At 74.4% G+C, this 17,976-nt stretch carries 4 protein-coding genes; all 4 read left to right on the top strand.

The features are described from left to right. Positions 1-145 precede the first annotated feature (145 nt). The 4 genes from ACIBIW_RS01915 to ACIBIW_RS01900 all read left to right on the top strand — a co-directional run bounded on the left by ACIBIW_RS01915 (position 146) and on the right by ACIBIW_RS01900 (position 17,973). The gene (locus ACIBIW_RS01915; RefSeq protein ID WP_399330845.1) at positions 146-7,075 is read left to right on the top strand and encodes an SDR family NAD(P)-dependent oxidoreductase; all 6,930 of its coding nucleotides are present in this window, start codon (positions 146-148) and stop codon (positions 7,073-7,075) included. Between the two features lie 103 nt (positions 7,076-7,178). Then, the gene (locus tag ACIBIW_RS01910; RefSeq protein ID WP_399330842.1) at positions 7,179-14,612 is read left to right on the top strand and encodes a beta-ketoacyl synthase N-terminal-like domain-containing protein; all 7,434 of its coding nucleotides are present in this window, start codon (positions 7,179-7,181) and stop codon (positions 14,610-14,612) included. 44 nt (positions 14,613-14,656) lie between these two features. Then, positions 14,657-16,285: a PfaD family polyunsaturated fatty acid/polyketide biosynthesis protein gene (locus tag ACIBIW_RS01905; RefSeq protein WP_399330840.1), complete on the top strand. Its 1,629-nt coding sequence runs from the start codon at positions 14,657-14,659 to the stop codon at positions 16,283-16,285. Then, positions 16,282-17,973 (top strand): acyl-CoA dehydrogenase family protein, encoded by a 1,692-nt coding sequence (locus ACIBIW_RS01900; protein ID WP_399330838.1) that lies wholly within the window; start codon positions 16,282-16,284, stop codon positions 17,971-17,973. The genes ACIBIW_RS01905 and ACIBIW_RS01900 overlap by 4 nt, the downstream gene beginning before the upstream one ends. The last annotated feature ends 3 nt before the right edge of the window (positions 17,974-17,976 follow it).

Genomic DNA, 17,976 nt, shown 5'->3' with positions numbered 1-17,976 from the left:
GCACGCCCCGGGGGAGCCGTGTGCCGCTCCCGGCCACGGCCCGCCCGGCGGGCCCGCGCACCCCGAAGGCCCGCCGACCGCCCGCCCCGGTGGCCCGCCGCCCCCTCCGACCTCCCTGTTCGCCCCAGATCCAGAGAGACTCGCCGTGAACTCTTCGCAGGAATCCGACCTCGACCGTCGGCTCGCCCGGGAACCCCTCGCCATCGTCGGCCTCTCCGCGCTCTTCCCCAAGTCCAGCAATCTGCGGGAGTTCTGGTCGAACGTCGTCTCGGCCGCCGACTGCATCGACGACGTGCCCGCCGACCACTGGGACGTCGGCGAACACTACGACCCGGACCCCACCGCGCCCGACAAGACCTACGCGAAGCGCGGCGGGTTCATCCCCGACACCCCCTTCAACCCGCTGGAGTTCGGGCTGCCGCCCAACACCCTGGAGGTCACCGACGTCCTCCAGCTCCTCAGCCTCGTCGTCGCGCGCGACCTGCTGAAGGACGCGGGCGCCGACCAGCCCTGGTACGACAGGTCCCGCACCGGCGTGGTGCTCGGCATCACCGGCGCCAACCAGCTCACCCAGCCGCTGACCGCCCGCCTCCAGAGCGGTGTGCTCAAGGAGGTCGTACGGAGCTGCGGCCTCTCCCAGCGGGACGCCGAGGAGATCGTCGCCAAGTTCCGCCTCGCGTACGCCCCCTGGGAGGAGAACTCCTTCCCCGGCATGCTCGGCAACGTCGTCGCGGGGCGCGTCGCCAACCGCTTCGACCTCGGCGGCATCAACATGACGGTGGACGCCGCCTGCGCCAGCTCGCTCGGCGCCGTGCGCGCCGCGGCGAGCGAACTCGTCGAGCGCCGCGCCGACACCATGCTGGTGGGCGGCTGCGACGCCGAGAACACCATCTTCATGTACCTGTGCTTCAGCAAGACCCCGGCGCTGTCGAAGTCGGGCACCATCCGCCCCTTCGACAAGGACGCCGACGGCACCCTCATCGGCGAGGGCATCGGCATGCTGGCGCTGCGCCGCCTCGCCGACGCCGAGCGCGACGGCAACCAGATCTATGCGGTGCTGCGCGGCATCGGCACATCGAGCGACGGCCGCTTCAAGTCCATCTACGCCCCCCGCAAGGAGGGCCAGATGGTCGCGCTGCGCCGCGCCTACGAGGACGCCGACTGCTCACCCGCGAGCATCGAGCTGTTCGAGGCGCACGGCACCGGCACCGCCGTCGGCGACGCCACAGAGCTGAGCGCCCTGTCGGCCGTGGTGTCCGAGTCCACCGACGCCACCCGCTACGCCGCACTCGGCAGCGTCAAGTCGCAGATCGGGCACACCAAGGCCGCCGCGGGCGCCGCCAGCATGATCAAGCTGGCTTTGGCCCTGCACCACAAGGTGCTGCCGCCCACCATCAACGTGGACGAGCCCAACCCCGCCATCGACTTCAAGGGCGGCCCGGTGTACGTCAACACCGAGGCCAGGCCCTGGATACGCACCCCCGAGCGGCCCAAGCGGCGCGCGGCGCTCTCCTCCTTCGGCTTCGGCGGCACCAACTTCCACATGGTGCTCGAAGAGCACGGCGACGGCGACGACCTCCAGGTCTCCTTCCCCGTCGCCGAGGTCCACCTCTGGCACGCGCCCGACACCGCCGCCCTCACCGCGGCCCTCGCCTCCGGCGCACCCGCCACCGGCGGCCCCGCCCCCGCGGCCCACGCCCGCCTCGCCCTCGTCGCCCGCACCGAGCGGGAGCTGACGGAGCTTCGGGAACTCGCCCTCGGCGAGCTGCGCGCACGCCCCGACGCCGAGTCCTGGTCCCACCCCAAGGGCGTCCACTTCCGCCGCTCGGCCGCCGCGACCGGCAGGGTCGCCGCGCTCTTCGCGGGCCAGGGCAGCCAGTACGTCAACCCGGGCCGCGGCGCCGTCATGGCACTGCCGCCGCTGCGCGCCGCCTTCGACGCCGCCAACCGCACCTTCGAGGGCGCCGAGCCGCTCTCCCGGGTCGCCTTCCCGCCGCCCGCCTTCGGCCCCGAGGAGGCCGCGGAGCAGGAGGCCGCGCTGCGCGCCACCGCCTACGCACAGCCCGCCATCGGCGCGCTGTCCGCGGGCCAGTACCGCTACCTCACCGAACTCGGCTTCCACGCCGAGGGGTTCCTCGGCCACAGCTTCGGCGAACTCACCGCCCTGTGGGCCGCGGGCGCCCTCACAGACGACGCCTTCCACACCCTGGCCAGGGCCCGCGGCAGGGCGATGGCGCCGCCGCTCGACCCGGGCTTCGACGCGGGCGCCATGGCCGCCCTCACCGCCACCGAGGAGCGGGTCGCCGAACTCCTCGCCGCCCGCACCGACGTGGTGGTCTGCAACCGCAACGCGCCCGACCAGATCGTCGTCGGCGGCCCCACCGCCGAGGTCGACACCCTGGTCGCCGAGGCACAGGCCGCCGGGGTCCGCGCGAGCAGGCTGCCGGTCTCCGCCGCCTTCCACACCCCCTTCGTCGGCCACGCCGTCGAGGCGTTCCGCGCCGATGTCGAGCGCGTCGAGGTCGGCCGCCCGCACGGCACCGTCTTCGCCAACACCAGGGGCGCCAGCTACGGCGACGACACCGCCGCCAACCGCGCCGTACTCGCCGAGCAGCTCATCAACCCCGTCGACTTCTCCACCCGTATCGAGGAGATGTACGCGGCCGGGTACCGGGTGTTCGTCGAGTTCGGACCCAAGAGCGTGCTCACCCAGCTCGTGCGGCGGGTGCTCGGCGACCGCGAGCACACCGTGGTCGCCCTGGACGGCGGCCCGAAGAAGGACGCCGACACCACCCTCAAGCAGGCCGTCGCCGTCCTCGCCGTCCTCGGCCTCCCGCTGGCCACCGCCGACCGCTACGTACGGCCGCGGCCGGAGCAGGCCCCGGCCAAGGGCATGTCGATCCTGCTCAACGGCATCAACTACGTGTCCGCCGACCGCAGGGCCGCCTACCGCGACGCCATCGAGAACGGCTACCGCGTCGCCGTCCCCACCCTGCCGGGCGGCGGCACCGCCGAGCCCCCGCGCCCGCCCCGGGCCCCCGCGCCCGCCGCGCCTGTCGCGCCTGCCGCGCCGAGGGGCATCCCCGCGCCCGCCGCCCCCGCCCAGGCCCCGGCCCCCGCGCCCGCGCTGGCCTTCGCCGCGGCCCCCGTGGCCCCGGCCCCGGGCTCCGGTGGCGGCGCCACCGCCGCCGCGGCGGCCGCGGACACGGCGCACGCCCCGGCGGCCGCCGCGCCCGCGCCGGCCCCCGCACACGCTCCCGCTCCTGCTCCCACCGTCATGGAGACAGCTCACGTGGACAGTGACCGCCTGGCCGATCTCGTGGCCGACCATCTCGCCCTGCACGACGACTACCTGACCAGCCAGCTCCAGAGCGCGGAGCGGCTGACAGGACTCCTGGAGCGCGCCGCGGAGCAGGGCAGGCTCGGCCATGTCCTGCCCGGCATCAACGCCGTCAAGGAACACGGGCTCGACATCGGGCGCAGCCACCTGCGGGCCAACGAGATCCTGCGCGACCTGGCCGGGCTCGAAATGGGCGCAGCGGCCCCCGCCGCACCCCGCCAGGCCCCGGCGCCCGCGCCCGCCCCCATCACCGAGCAGCGCCCCACGCTCCCCGCCCAGGCCGCCCCTGCCCTCGCCCCCGCCCCCCAGGCACTCTCCGGCACCCCCGCGGCCCCGGCCCCCGCGCCCGCCGCCCAGCCGGTCATCACCGCGCCCGCGTCGGCCCCCGCCCCCGCCCCCGCGCCCGTCGCGCAGCCCGCCGTGGCACAGGACACCGTGGGCGTCGAGGCCCTGCTGCTCGAAGTCGTGGGAGAGAAGACCGGCTACCCGGCCGACATGCTTGAGCTGGACATGGACGTCGAGGCCGATCTGGGCATCGACTCGATCAAGCGTGTCGAGATCATGGGTGTGATGCAGGAGCGGTTCGGCGACGGTGTGGTGGCTGCCGGTCCTGAGGCGCTCGCCGAATTGCGTACGTTGCGGGACATCGTCGGGTTCATGGCGGGTCCTGACACGGGCGCGGCAGCAGCCAACTCCCCTGAGCCCGCCGTGGTTCCGGCTCCCGGTGTGGATGCGTCCGGCGTCGAGTCGGCGCTGCTCGAAGTGGTGGGCGAGAAGACCGGTTATCCGGCCGACATGCTTGAGCTGGACATGGACGTCGAGGCGGATTTGGGTATCGACTCGATCAAGCGTGTGGAGATCATGGGTGTGATGCAGGAGCGGTTCGGCGATGGTGTCGCTGCTGCTGGTCCTGAGGCGTTGGCCGAGTTGCGTACGTTGCGCAACATCGTCGACTTCATGTCCGGCGGCACCTCCGCCGGAACCACCGCCCCCTCCGCGCCGGCCGCGACCCCCGGTGTGGATGCGTCCGGCGTCGAGTCGGCGCTGCTCGAAGTGGTGGGCGAGAAGACCGGTTATCCGGCCGACATGCTTGAGCTGGACATGGACGTCGAGGCGGATTTGGGTATCGACTCGATCAAGCGTGTGGAGATCATGGGTGTGATGCAGGAGCGGTTCGGTGACGGTGTTGCCGCTGCTGGTCCTGAGGCGTTGGCCGAGTTGCGTACGTTGCGCAACATCGTCGACTTCATGTCCGGCGGCACCACCGCCGGAACCACCACCCCCTCCGCCCCCTCCTCCGACGCCGCCGCCCCCGCCGGGGCCGGCGCCGAGGCCGCCGACGAGCGGGAAGGCATCGGCCGCGCCCAAGCCGCGCTGGTCGAACTGCCCACCCCCGACCAGCTCGTGGAGGTCTACCCAAAAGGATCGGGGGCGCTGATCGTCGATGACGGTTCCGAGCTGGCCCCCGCCCTCGCCGCGCAGTTGACCGAGTCGGGACGCCCGGTGCACGTGCTGCGCCTGCCCGGGGTGCCCCAGCGCATCGCCGGGGTGAAGGACCACTCCCTCACCGGCTGGGGGGTGACCGAGCTGGCCGAGCGGATGGACGCCGCGTTCGCCGAGCGCATCAGCCTCGTCCTCGACCTCTCCGCCACCCACTACCAGGAGTTCACCGACGGCACCCGCCGTCTCGCGCACACCCTGCTCGTCGCCAAGCACTCCGTCACCGCGCTCACCGCGGCGGCCGAGACGGGCCGCGCCGCCTTCGTCGGCGTCACCCGCCTCGACGGCGCCTTCGGACTCGGCGGCGTCGACGAGGAGCTGACCCCGGCCGCCGGGGTCGCGGGACTCGTCAAGACGCTGGCCGTGGAGGCGCCCACGCTGCTGTGCAGGGCCGTCGACCTGGCCCCCGCGCTCACCGCGGAGGCGGGCGCCGCGCTGGTGCTCGCCGAGGCGCACGACGCCGTCGCCGGGATCACCCAGGCAGGACACGACGGCACCCGCCGCGTCGGCCTCTCGCTCACCGACGAGCCGAGCGGCCCCCCGTCCGCCGACGTCCCCGCCCTCACCCCCGACGACCTGATCGTGGTCACCGGCGGCGGCCGCGGCATCACCGCCGCCTGCGTCACGGAACTCGCCCGCCGCCACCGTCCGGGGCTGCTGCTGCTCGGCCGCACCCCCCTCGACGACGAGCCCGCCTGGGCGCACGGCGTCGAGGAGGGCGCGCTGAAGGCCGCGGCCGCCGCCCATGTGAAGGCGTCAGGCGAGAAGCCCACCCCCAAGCGTGTCGAGCAACTGTCGCGCGCGGTCATCGGCGCCCGGGAGATCCGCGGCACCCTCGCGGACCTGCACGCGGCGGGCAGCACCGCCGAGTACCTGGCCGTCGACATCACGGACCAGGCCGCCACCGCCGCCGCCCTCGCCCCGTACCGGAGCCGGATCACCGGCCTCGTACACGGCGCGGGGGTCCTCGCCGACCAACTCGTCGCCAACAAGAAGGCGTCCGAGATCGAGCGGGTCTTCGCCCCCAAGCTGACCGGCCTCCGGGTGGTGGCGGGCGCCCTCGACCCCGAGCGGCTGCGCCACCTGGTGCTGTTCTCCTCGGTCGCCGGATTCTTCGGCAACCGCGGCCAGTCCGACTACGCCATGGCCAACGAGGTCCTGAACGCCTGGGCCTCCTCCCACAAGCGGCGCCACCCGGCCGCCCGCGTCACCTCGCTCAACTGGGGCGCCTGGGACAGCGGCATGGTCTCCCCGGAGATCAAGGCCGTCTTCAAGGAGCGCGGCATCACCCTGATCCCGGTGGCGACCGGGGCCGGGATGTTCACCGAGCAGTTCGACGCGGGCCGCGCCGCCGACGTGGTGACCGTGCTCGGGCCGACGACCCCGCTGTCCGAGCCCGAACGCCCCGAGGCCACCGGGCCCGTCACCGTCGAGCACGCACTCGGCGCGCTGACCGGGCACCCCGTCCTCACCGACCACGTCATCGGCGGGGTCCCCGTGCTGCCCGCCGCGGTCGCCCTCGGCTGGGCCGTCGGCGCGGTCGAGCGCGGCGCCGACACCGCCGTCGGCCAGGTCCGCGACTTCGACGTGCACAAGGGCGTCGTCTTCGACGGCACCGAGCCCGACAGGCTCGCCCTGACGATGACCCCCGCGGACGGCGGCGCCTTCCAGGTCGCCATCAGGTCCGAGGGGCCCAAGGGCGCCCCGCGCCCCCACTACGGGGCGGTGGCCGTCCCGGGCGCCGCGCCCGCCGCGGCCGACCTGGGCGGGCTGCCCGCGCTCGGCGGCGGCCGGGACGCCGCGGACCTCTACACCGACGGCACCCTCTTCCACGGCCAGGCCCTGCGCGGGCTACGGCGGATACTCGCCGAGGACGAGTCACGGCTCGTGCTCCAGGCCGAGCTGCCCGAACTGCGGCCCGAGGGCGGCGCGTTCGCGGCCACCAGGTTCGCCCCCGGCACCGCCGACCTGCTGCTCCAGGCGGGGCTCGTATGGATGCGGCTGTTCCGGGGCAGCGCCTCGCTGCCGCTCGGGGTGGACCGGGCCGACCTGCACCACCCGCTGCCCGACGGCGCCCCCTTCCTGATCACCGTCGAGCCCGCGCAGGGCGGCACCTCCACCACCGCGTCGCTGACGATCACCGCGTGCACCCCCGAGGGACGGGTGCTGACCAGGTTCGACGGCGCCCGGGTGGTCTCGGCCCCGAAGCTGGCGGACAAGTTCATCAGCGGCTGATCCCGCCCCCGTAACCAGCGAGCGATCGCTTCGGCCCGGACGGCTCCCCGACACGCCGCCGTCCGGGCCCCGGCCGCCCCTCAGAAGGGACCCGACAGCTCTCATGAACAAGTACGCCATCATCGGCCTCTCCTGCCTGTTCCCGGGCGCGCAGACGCCCGCCGAGTTCTGGCAGAACCTCCGCACCGGCGTCGACAGCCGCCGGGAGGGGGGCGAGGAGGTCTTCGGCCCGACGCCGGAAGCCCGCGACCTCGACCCCCAGCACGAGATCTACTGCCGCAGGGGCGGCTTCGTCACCGGTTTCGAGTTCGACCCCGAGGGCTTCCACCTCGACCCCGCCCAACTGTCGGGCCTCGACCGGCTCTTCCACTGGTCGCTGCACGTGGCCAGGGAGGCGCTGCGCGACAGCGGGCACGACGGGCGCGCCGACGTCCTCGCCCGCACCGGACTCATCCTCGGCAACTACTCCTTCCCCACCCCCTCGTCCGCCCGCGTCAGTGTGCCGCTCGTCCAGGAGGCCGTGCTCGAAGGGCTGCGCAGGGCAGGACACCCCCCGCTCGGCGCTCTCGCGAGCGACGGCGAGCGCATCGACCCCGCCCGGCTGCACCCCGAGGACCTGCGGATCAGCGGCTCCCCCGCCACCCTCACCGCCGCCGCCCTCGGCCTCGGCGGCCCCCGCTACGCCCTCGACGCGGCCTGCTCGTCCGCGCTCTACGCCCTCAAGCTGGCCTGCGACCACCTCGCCGCGGGCCAGGCCGACCTGGTGCTCGCGGGCGGGGTGTGCGCGCCCGACCCCACCCTCATCCACCTCTCCTTCGGCGACCTCGGCGCCTACCCGCGCGACGGCTTCAGCCAGCCCTTCGACGGCCGCTCGGGCGGCATCCTCACCGGACAGGGCGCCGGGATGGTCGCCGTGAAGCGGCTCGCGGACGCGCTGCGCGACGGCGACCGCATCCACGCCGTCGTCGACGGCATCGGGCTCACCAACGACGGCAGCGGCCGCCACCTCCTCGTCCCGCAGGCCGCTGGCCAGCTCGGCTCCTACGAACTCGCCTACGAGCAGGCGGGCGTGGACCCCACCGCCATCGACTACCTGGAGTGCCACGCCACCGGCACCCCCGTCGGCGACGCCACCGAGGCCCAGTCGGTGGCCGACTTCTTCGGCGCCGCCGGGCGCGTCCCGCTGATCGGCTCCGTCAAGGGCAACATCGGCCATCTGCTCACCGTGGCCGGGCTCAGCAGCATGCTCAAGGTCATCCTGGCCATGGGCGAGGCCCACATCCCGCCCACCCCCGGCGTCGAGCGGGCCATCAGCTCCAAGGACGGCCGGGTCACCGGCGACACCCTGGTCCGCGCGGGCCGCGACTGGCCCGCGCACGACGGGCCGCGCCGCGCCGCCGTGTCCGCCTTCGGCTTCGGCGGCACCAACGCCCACGTCGTCCTCTCCCAGCCGGTCCCCGGCACCCAGGCGCAGCCCGCCGAGCCGACCCCGCCGCCCGCGCTCGACATCGCCGGGCTCGGCGCGCACTTCGGCGCCCTCGACTCCCTCGACGCCTACGAGCGCGCCGTCCACGCGGGCGACGACGCCCTGGTCCCGCTGCCCGAACGGCGCTGGCGCGGCCTCGACCAGACCAGGGGCGGCTCCCTGGAACACGCCACCGGGGCAGGACCCGACGCCCTGCCGCACGGCGCCTTCGTCGACGGCCTCGGCATCGACCCCATGGACCTCAAGATCCCGCCCGCCGACCTGCGCACGTACAACCTCCAGCACGCGCTGGCCATCAAGGTCGCGGACGAGGCCCTGCACGACGCCGGTTACAGCCGCGCCGTCGCCAAGGGCGAGAGCGCGCCCCCCGGGCGCCGTATCGCCGTCGTCGTCGGCATGGAGATCGAGCCCACCACTCACCTGCGGATCACCCGCTACGGCCTCGGCGCCTTCGTGCGCGAGGAGTTCGCGCGCGCCGGGGTCGAGGTCGACGAGGCGGAGCTTGCCAGGATCACCGCCGTCGGCCGGGACGCGGTGGTGGACCCGATCGTCGCCAACGAGGTGCTGAGCTACATCGGCAACGTGATGGCGAGCCGCATCTCCTCGCTGTGGAACCTCAACGGCCCCTCCTTCACGGTCTCCTCCGACGGCTCAGGCACCGCGGAGGCCCTCCAGGTTGCCAGGCTGCTGCTGCTCGACCCCGGCATCGAGGCCGTCCTCGTCGGCGCCGTCGACCTCACGGGCTCCGCCGAGAACCTGCTGCTGCGCCCCGACGCGGTCGCCGAGGCCGGGCTCACCTTCGCCGAGGGCGCCAGGGGCCGCAGGATCGGCGAGGGCGCGGGCGCCGTCGTCGTCACCAGGCCGGGGGAGGCGAAGGCGCCCGTGTACGCCCGCCTCGACGCCGTGGCGATACGGCACGCCGCGCCGGTCGCGGGCCGTACCCCCGAGGCCGACGCGGACACCTACGCGGCCGCCGCCGAGGAAGCGCTCGCCGCCGCGGGCGTCACCGCCGACGACATCGGCTATGTCGAGGCACACGCGGGTGGCACCGCCACCCAGGACCTCGCCGAGATCGCCGCGCTCGCCCGCGTCTACCCCGCGGGCCCCGACGGCACCCCCTCCGTCGCGCTCGGCAGCGCCAAGGCCCAGATCGGCGACGCGGGCTGCGCCGCCACCATGGCGGGGCTCATCAGGACGGTGCTCTGCCTGCACCACGGCTACGTCCCCGGCACCCGCGGCTGGACCCGCCCCGCCGCCGAACTCACCGACGCCTTCGACGCGTCGGCGCTCTACGTCCCCGGCGACTCCCGCCCCTGGCTGCGCCGCACCGCGGGCTCCCGCAGGCACGCCGCCGTCGGCTTCATCGGCGCCGCCGGCGCCCACGGCCACCTGGTGCTCTCCGCCGAGGCCACCCGGGGCACCGTCGTCCCGCACGACTGGCGGCGCGCGGGCGGCCCCGTCGTCCTGCCGCTGTCCGCCGACACCTTCGACGGGCTCCTCGCCGCCGTCGAGCGGCACCGCGCCCTCCTCGACGAAGGCGCCGACCCGTACGCACTCGCCCGCGAGGCCGCGGGACGGCTGCGCGGGCACACCGTGCGCGCGGTGCTCGTCGGCCGGCACACCTCGGAACTGAGGGCCCAACTCGACCTGGCCGCACGGGACCTGCCCGCCGCACACGCCTCAGGCGGGGAGTGGAGCACCCCCGCGGGCAGCCGCTACACCGCACACCCCATCGGCCCCGACGGCAAGGTGGCCCTGGTCTACCCGGGCGCGTTCAACTCCTACCCCGGCCTCGGCCAGGACCTGTTCCGCGCCTTCCCCGGGCTGCTCGAACGCTTCGAGTCCCAGGCCGAAGCGCCCGAGCGGCACCTGCGCGCCGCCAGCCTCTACCCCCGCGCCAGGGCCGCCCTCCAGCGCCGCGACCTGATGGGCCTCGAAGCCGCGCTCGGCGAGGACGTCCCGTTCATGCTCGCCACCGGCACCAGCTTCGCCATCCTCTACACCGACCTCGTACGCGACGTCCTCGGCGTGCGCGCACACGGCGGATTCGGCTACAGCCTCGGCGAGTCCAGCATGCTCTTCGCCACCGGCGGCTGGCTGCCCGAGGGCCGCGACGACGCCCTCATCAGCGACACCCCCGTCTTCAAGCACCGGCTGTGCGGCCCGCGCCGCACCGTGCGCGAGGCGTGGGGCCTGCCCGACGACGCGCCCGACTCCGCGGTGTGGGCCAGCCATGTGCTGCTCACCGACGCCGAGCGGGTGCGCGCCGCGCTGCCCCGCCACGAGCGGGTCTTCCTCACCCATGTGAACACCCCCGCCGAGCTGGTCATCGCGGGCGACCCCGACCAGTGCAAGGCCCTCATCGCCGAACTGGGCTGCCCCGCGGCCCGCTCGCCCGTCAGCGCCGTCATGCACTGCCCCGTGGTGGACGCCGAGCGGGACGGCCTCGCCGCCCTCAACGACTACCCCACCGGCTCCTTCGGCGACCTCGAACTTTTCAGTGCCTACGACTACCAGGCGCTGCCCGCCCTCGACCGCGCCGAGACCGCCCGCCGTATCGCGCACACCCTGCGCTCCCCGATCGACTTCCCGCGCCTGGTGCGCGGCGCGTACGAGCGCGGCTTCCGGTACTTCGTCGAGGTGGGGCCGAGCGCCACCTGCTCCCGCTGGGTCCGCGAGACCCTGGGCGACGCCGCGCACGTCGCGGCGCCCGTGGACCGCCGCGGGGTGCCCGCCACCAAGGCCGTCGCCCAACTCGCCGCCCATCTCACCGCGCACGGCCTCGACTTGGACCTGAGCGCCCTGGTGGGCCCGGCCGCCGAGCGCGTCGCGGCCCGCCCGGCGCGGCCCGCCAGGTTCCGTGTCGGCGGCGCGGAACCCGCCCCCGCCAGGATCGCGGGGGAACTCGCCGCCGTCGCCGCGGCGGGCGCCCCCGCGCCGCGGCCCGCCGCCGTCGCCGCCACCGGGCCCGCGGGCCCCGGCCGCGCCGCCGCGGTGGCCCCCGCGCCCGCCGTGGCCGCCCACGCGCCCGCCGCCCCCACGCCAGGGCCCGACCCCGCCTCGTCCGTACCGCCGGAGGACTCAGCTCTCATGCCCGCAGACCCGACCCTCGCCGACACCGAGGTCATCGCCTTCGACGGCACCCCCATCGCCCAGCTCGCCTGGGCCCAGCAGCCGCCCGCGCCCGCCCCCAGGGCCGAGGCCCCGGCCGCCCCCGCGGCCCCTGCCGCGCCCCCGGCCCCGGCAGGGCACGAGGGCGAACGGCCCCCGGCCGGTGTCGCGGCCGACCTGGTACGGGAAATGCGCAAGCAGATGGTGGCCACCCACTCGGTGGTGATGGAGACCCAGCACATCCTCCAGTCCGCCGGTCTGCACCGGATGGAACAGCTCCTCGGCATCCCCGGCACCCCCGCCGCTCCCGCCGCCCCTTCCGCTGCTGCCGCTCCCGGGGCCCCCGCCGTCGCCGCGCCCCGGGCACCGGCCGCCCCCGCCCTGCCGTCGGCGCCGCGCCCCGCGCTCCCGTCCGCCGTGGCCCCTTCCGCCGTGGCCCCGTCCGCAGGGGCCCCGCAGCCGCCCGCCGCACCGGCCGTGCCCGCCGCCCCCGTGCCCGCCGCACCCGCGGAAGCCCCCACCGCCGCGGAGCCCCCGCGCGCCGCGAAGGAGGGCGTCATCTGGGACGAGGCCGACCTGCTGGAGTTCGCCGTCGGCTCCGTCGCCAAGGTCTTCGGGCCCGAGTTCGGTGTCATCGACGGCTACGAGAAGCGGGTGCGGCTGCCCGCGCCGCCGTACCACTTCGTCTCCCGGGTCACCGCGATCGAGGGCACCACCGGGGAGTTCAGGCCCGCCACCATCACCACCGAGTACGACGTCCCGCAGGACGCCTGGTACGCCGTCGACGGCGGTGTGCCCCCGGCCGTCACCGTCGAGGCCGGCCAGTGCGACCTGCTGCTCGTCAGCTACCTCGGCATCGACTTCCGCAACAAGGGCGAGCGGGTCTACCGCCTCCTCGACAGCACCCTGGTCTTCCGCGGCAACCTGCCCGAGGCGGGCCAGACCCTGCGCTACGACATCTCCATCGACCGCTTCGTCCACCAGGGCGACACCACCCTCTTCTTCTTCAGCTACAAGTGCTACGCCGACGGCGAGCTGATCCTCGAACTCCACGACGCCTGCGCCGGGTTCTTCAGCAAGCAGGAGCTGGAGACCCCGCTCGGCGTGGTGATGACGGAGAAGGAGAAGGCGGAGCGCGCGGCCCTGCCCCGCGGCTACTTCAAGCCGCTCGCGTACACCGACAAGAACCACCTCACCGCCACCGACCTCGAACTGCTCGCCCAGGGCCGCCCCGGCGACGTCTTCGGCCCAGAACACGCCCAGGACCCGGGCGTCAACCCGGCCATCAGGCTGCCCGACGCCAAGCTGCGCATGGTCGACGAGGTGACCATCGACCGCAAGGGCGGCCCGCGCGGCCTCGGCACCCTCAGCGCCGTCAAGCACCTCACGCCCGACGCCTGGTACTTCACCTGCCACTTCCCCGACGACCACGTCCTCGCGGGCTCCCTGGTCGCCGAGGGCGCCGTGCAGCTCCTCCAGATCTACCTGATGCACCTGGGGATGCACCTGACGCTGCCCGACGCCCGCTTCCAGTGCGTCACCGACACCCCCATCGAGGTGCAGGTGCGCGGCCAGATCACCCAGGCCCACGAGCAGATCCGCTACGAGGTCGAGGTCATGGAGGTCACCCTGCTGCCGCGCGCCACGGTCATCGCGGACGTCCTCATCTACCTCGGCGACAAGCCGGTCATCCGGATGAAGAACCTGGGCCTCCAGGTCCGCGAGAAGGACGGCACCCCCTACCGTCCCGAGACCGGCGGCGTCCCGCGGTTCCTCGGCCGCCGCAACCGCTCGGGCGAGCCCGCCATGATCAACGAGATGCACCTCGCGCACGCCGCCAAGGGCCTCCTCGACGTCGCGATGGGCCCCGAGTTCGAGGTCTACCGGGACAGCCGCGCCCCCTACATCCCCAACGGCGACTTCCAGTTCGTCGACCGGGTCATGTCCCTCAAGGGCACCCGCGGCGACCTCGCGCCCGGCTCCGAGATGGTCACGGAGTACGACTCCCCGGCCGACGCCTGGTACTACGAGCAGAACGCCCACCCGCACATGCCGAACGCGGTCTACATGGAGAGCTCCCTCCAGGCGGCGATCTTCCTCGGCTACTACCTCGGCGCCACCCTGAAGAACACCGACGAGCAGTACTCCATCCGCAACCTCGACGGCCGCGCCACCCTCGTCAAGGACGTCGACCTGCGCGGCAAGACCATCCGCCACCACTCCAAGCTGCTGATGACAAGCGCCGTACAGGGCGCGGTACTCCAGAACTTCAGCTACGAACTGTCCGCGGACGGCGAGGTGTTCTACACCGGCGAGTCGCTGTTCGGCTACTTCAGCGCCGCCGCCCTCGCCAACCAGGTCGGCCTGGACAACGGCAGCTACGTCGCCCCCTGGATCGAGTCCGAGCAGCCCGACCCCTCCCGGGTGCGCCGTATCGAACTGCCCGCAGGGGCACCGGCGTTCACCGACCCGGACGGCGGCCACCTGCACCTGGCCGGCGACAAGTTCGCGCTGGTGGACCGGGTCGACCTGGTGGCCGACGGCGGCCGGCACGGCCGCGGCTATCTGCACGGCTACCGCGCCGTGCGCCCCGACGAGTGGTACTTCGACTGCCACTTCCACCGCGACCCCGTGATGCCGGGCTCGCTCGGCGTCGAGGCGATCCTCCAGGCGCTGCGGCTCTACGTCCTCGACCAGAACCTGGCCGAGGGCTTCGAGCGGCCACGCTTCGCCATGGCGACCGACATCGAGACGGCGTGGAAGTACCGCGGCCAGATCCTCAGGCACGACGGGGAACTCTTCTTCGACGCGCACATCAAGGAGGTACGCCGCGAGGAGGGCCGCCTGCTGGTGATCGCGGACGCGGACCTGTGGAAGCCGGGGCTGCGCATCTACGAACTGACCGACGTGGCCGTAGAGGTCCGCTCTGCCGAGGCGTGAAGGACCGCCCGTACCCGCCGCTCAGCCAAGGAGCTTCGTTTCGCATGGACATTCCCGACACCCCCCTGCGCTGGTACGGGGAGAGGTACCCGAGCACCGAGCCGGGCGAGATCTACCAGGCGCTCGCCGACCTCGCCCGCCCCTGTTTCATCGTCGTCACGCCCGAGCGGGGCATCGGCGCCGTCTCCGGCGGCTTCGCCGCCGCCGAGGGCGACGGGCTCCCGCTGCTCGCCGCCGCCCAGCCGCTGCTGCCCGAGCGGCTCGGCTCCGGCGACTTCCGGGTCGCCCACGGCGTCTCGCACGCCTACATGGCGGGCGCGATGGCCGGCGGCATCGCCTCCGCCGACATGGTGATCGCGCTGGCCCGCGAGGGCTTCCTCGCCTCCTTCGGCGCCGCGGGCCTGGTGCCCGACGTCATCGAGCGGACCCTCACCAGGTTCGCCGCCGAGATCCCCGGGCTGCCGTACGCCGTCAACCTGATCCACAGCCCCAGCGAGGACCGCCTGGAACGGGAGGCCGTCGAGCTGTTCCTGCGGCACGGGGTGCGCTGCGTGGAGGCGTCCGCCTACCTGGACCTCACCCCGCACGTGGTCCGCTACCGGCTCGCCGGGCTGCGCCGCGACCCGGGGGGCGGTGTGGTCGCCGACAACCGGCTGATCGCCAAGGTCTCCCGCGCGGAGACCGCCGAGCGGTTCATGCGGCCCGCCCCCGCCGCGCTGGTCAACGCGCTGCTCGAAGCGGGCCACGTCACCCCCGAGCAGGCCGCGCTCGCCCACCATGTCCCGCTGGCCGACGACATCACCGTGGAGGCCGACTCCGGCGGCCACACCGACCGCCGCCCGCTGCCCGCGCTGCTGCCGACCATCCTGCGGCTGCGCGACACCGTGCAGCGGGAGTTCCGCTACCCGGTGCCGGTACGGGTCGGCGCGGGGGGTGGCCTCGGCACCCCGGTCGCGGTGGCCGCCGCCTTCGCGATGGGCGCCGCCTACGTGGTGACCGGGTCCGTGAACCAGTCCTGCCTGGAGTCCGGCGCCTCCGCACGCTCCAAGGCGATGCTCGCCGAGGCGGGCATCGCGGACTGCGAGATGGCCCCGGCCGCCGACATGTTCGAGATGGGCGTGGAACTCCAGGTGCTCAAGAAGGGCACCCTGTTCCCGATGCGCGCCAAGCGCCTCTACGAGCTGTACCAGACCTATGACGGCCTTGAGTCCATCCCGGCCGCCGACCGCGCCCGGCTCGAACAGCAGCTCTTCCGCCGCTCCCTCGACGATATCTGGCAGGAGTGCGTCACCTACTTCGGCCGCCGCGACCCCGAGCAGATCGAGCGCGCCTCCGGCAACCCCAAGCGGCGGATGGCGCTGGTGTTCCGCTGGTACCTGGGCATGTCCTCGCGCTGGGCGGTCACCGGCGAGGAGGACCGCGCCATGGACTACCAGGTCTGGTGCGGCCCCGCGATGGGCAGCTTCAACGACTGGGTGACCGGCAGCTATCTGAAGACCCCGGGCAACCGCAGGGTCGCCGACGTCGCCCACCACCTGATGCGCGGCGCCGCCTTCCACACCCGCCTCGCCCAACTGCGCACCCTGGGCGTACAGGTCCCCTCCACCGCCGCCGACTACCGCCCCGTACCGCTTGAGTCCCCGGCGCTCGACTCCTCGGCGGGGGCACGATGAGCGCCCTCACCGCCGAGGACCTGGAGCGGCGCCTCGGCGACCCCGCCGACGACACCAACCCGTACGGCTTCGCCGCCGCCGTCGCCCGCGACGAGCGTGACGCGTTCCCCGAGGAGCTGTGCGCGGAGCTGGTGCGGGCCGGGTTCCACCTGAACTACCTGCCCAAGGAGTGGGGCGGCACCCTGGAGTCCTTCGACCGCAGCCTCACCCTGGTGCGCTCGGCCGCCCGCCGTGACGTCAACGTCATGCCCGCCACCATGTTCAGCATCATCGCGGCCACCTGCCTCCAGCTCCACGGCAGCGTCGCCCAGCAGCAGCGGGCCGCGGAGATCCTGCGCGGCGGCGGCGCGGTCGCCTTCGCGCTCACCGAGGCCGACCACGGCAGCGAACTCCTCGGCAACGAACTCCGTTACAACGACGGAGTGTTGAACGGCGAGAAGTGGATGGTCGGGCTCGGCGGGCGGTGCCAGGCGGTCTATGTCGTCGCCCGCACGGGCGAGCGCGGCCCCGGCGCCTTCACCGCCGTCCTGCTGGAGACCGCGGGGGTGCCCGCCGAGCGCCTGGAACGCCTCCCCGCGCCCCGCACCGACGGCATGCGCGGCATCGACCTCGCCACCCTGCGCTTCCACGACACCCCGGTACCCGAGGGCGCCCTGGTCGGCAGGGCGGGCGAAGGGCTCGAAGCCGCCGTCAAGGCGCAGCAGGCGGTACGGCTGATGAGCATGGCGGGCAGCCTCGGCATCGCCGACAGCGCCGTACGCCTCGCGCTCGACTTCGCCGCCCGGCGCCGGGTGGGACGCACCACGCTCGTCGAATCCCCGTACGCCCGCCGCGAGTTGGGTGTCGCCGCGGCCGCGCTGATCGCGGCGGACGCGGCGGCGCTCGGCGCGGCCCGCGGGGTGCACGTGGTGCCCGAGTCGTTCAGCGTGTGGGCGCTCGCCGCCAAGCACGTGGTCGCCGAGGCCGCCGACGACCTCATCCGCCGCTGCGGCACGGTCCTCGCCACCCGCTCGGTGCTGCGCGAGGGCGCCGGGGGAGCGGGCCTCTTCCAGAAGCTGCGCCGCGACAGCGCGGTGGTACGGGTCATCGACGCCAGCACCCTCGCCAACCTGCGCTCGTACGCGGGCCAGTTGCCCACCCTCACCGAGGGCGCCGCCCCCGCCGACCCGGCGGCGCTCGCCACCGTGTTCACCCTGGACGCCGCCCTGCCCGGCTACGACCCCGCCAGGCTCGACATGTTCGCGCGCGGCGCGGAACCGGTGCTCGCCGGGCTCCCCGAGGCCGCGGCCGACGCGGACGCCCTCGGCCCCGCCGCCCCCCTGGCCCGGCGCCTCGCCGACGAGGCGGCCGCGCTCGCCGGCCTCACCAGGGCCGCCAGGGAGCCGGGCGCCGACCCCAACGCCCTGGTCGACGCGGCCGAGCGGTACGCCTGGCTGCACGCGGGCGCCTGCTGCCTGCATCTGTGGCGCGGCAACAGGGACCGCTCCCTCTACGGCACCGAGCCGGGCTCCACCGGCTGGCTCGCCGCCGCCCTCGGCTACCTCCTCGCCCGCGCCGACGGCACCGACCCGCGCCGCCACGGGGAACTCCTCGCGCCCGCCCTCGACGCCGCGCTCGCACTCAGGGACGCCGGGCGGCTGTTCACCGCCCTGCCCGTACGGCTGGCCACCACCCCGATAGGAGCATGAGAG

Origin of the sequence: Streptomyces sp. NPDC050560 (assembly GCF_044457285.1) — a bacterium.
Taxonomy (GTDB): domain Bacteria; phylum Actinomycetota; class Actinomycetes; order Streptomycetales; family Streptomycetaceae; genus Streptomyces.
The sequence above is the reverse complement of the archived record's forward strand: the minus strand, read 5'-3'. Positions and strand labels throughout refer to the sequence as shown.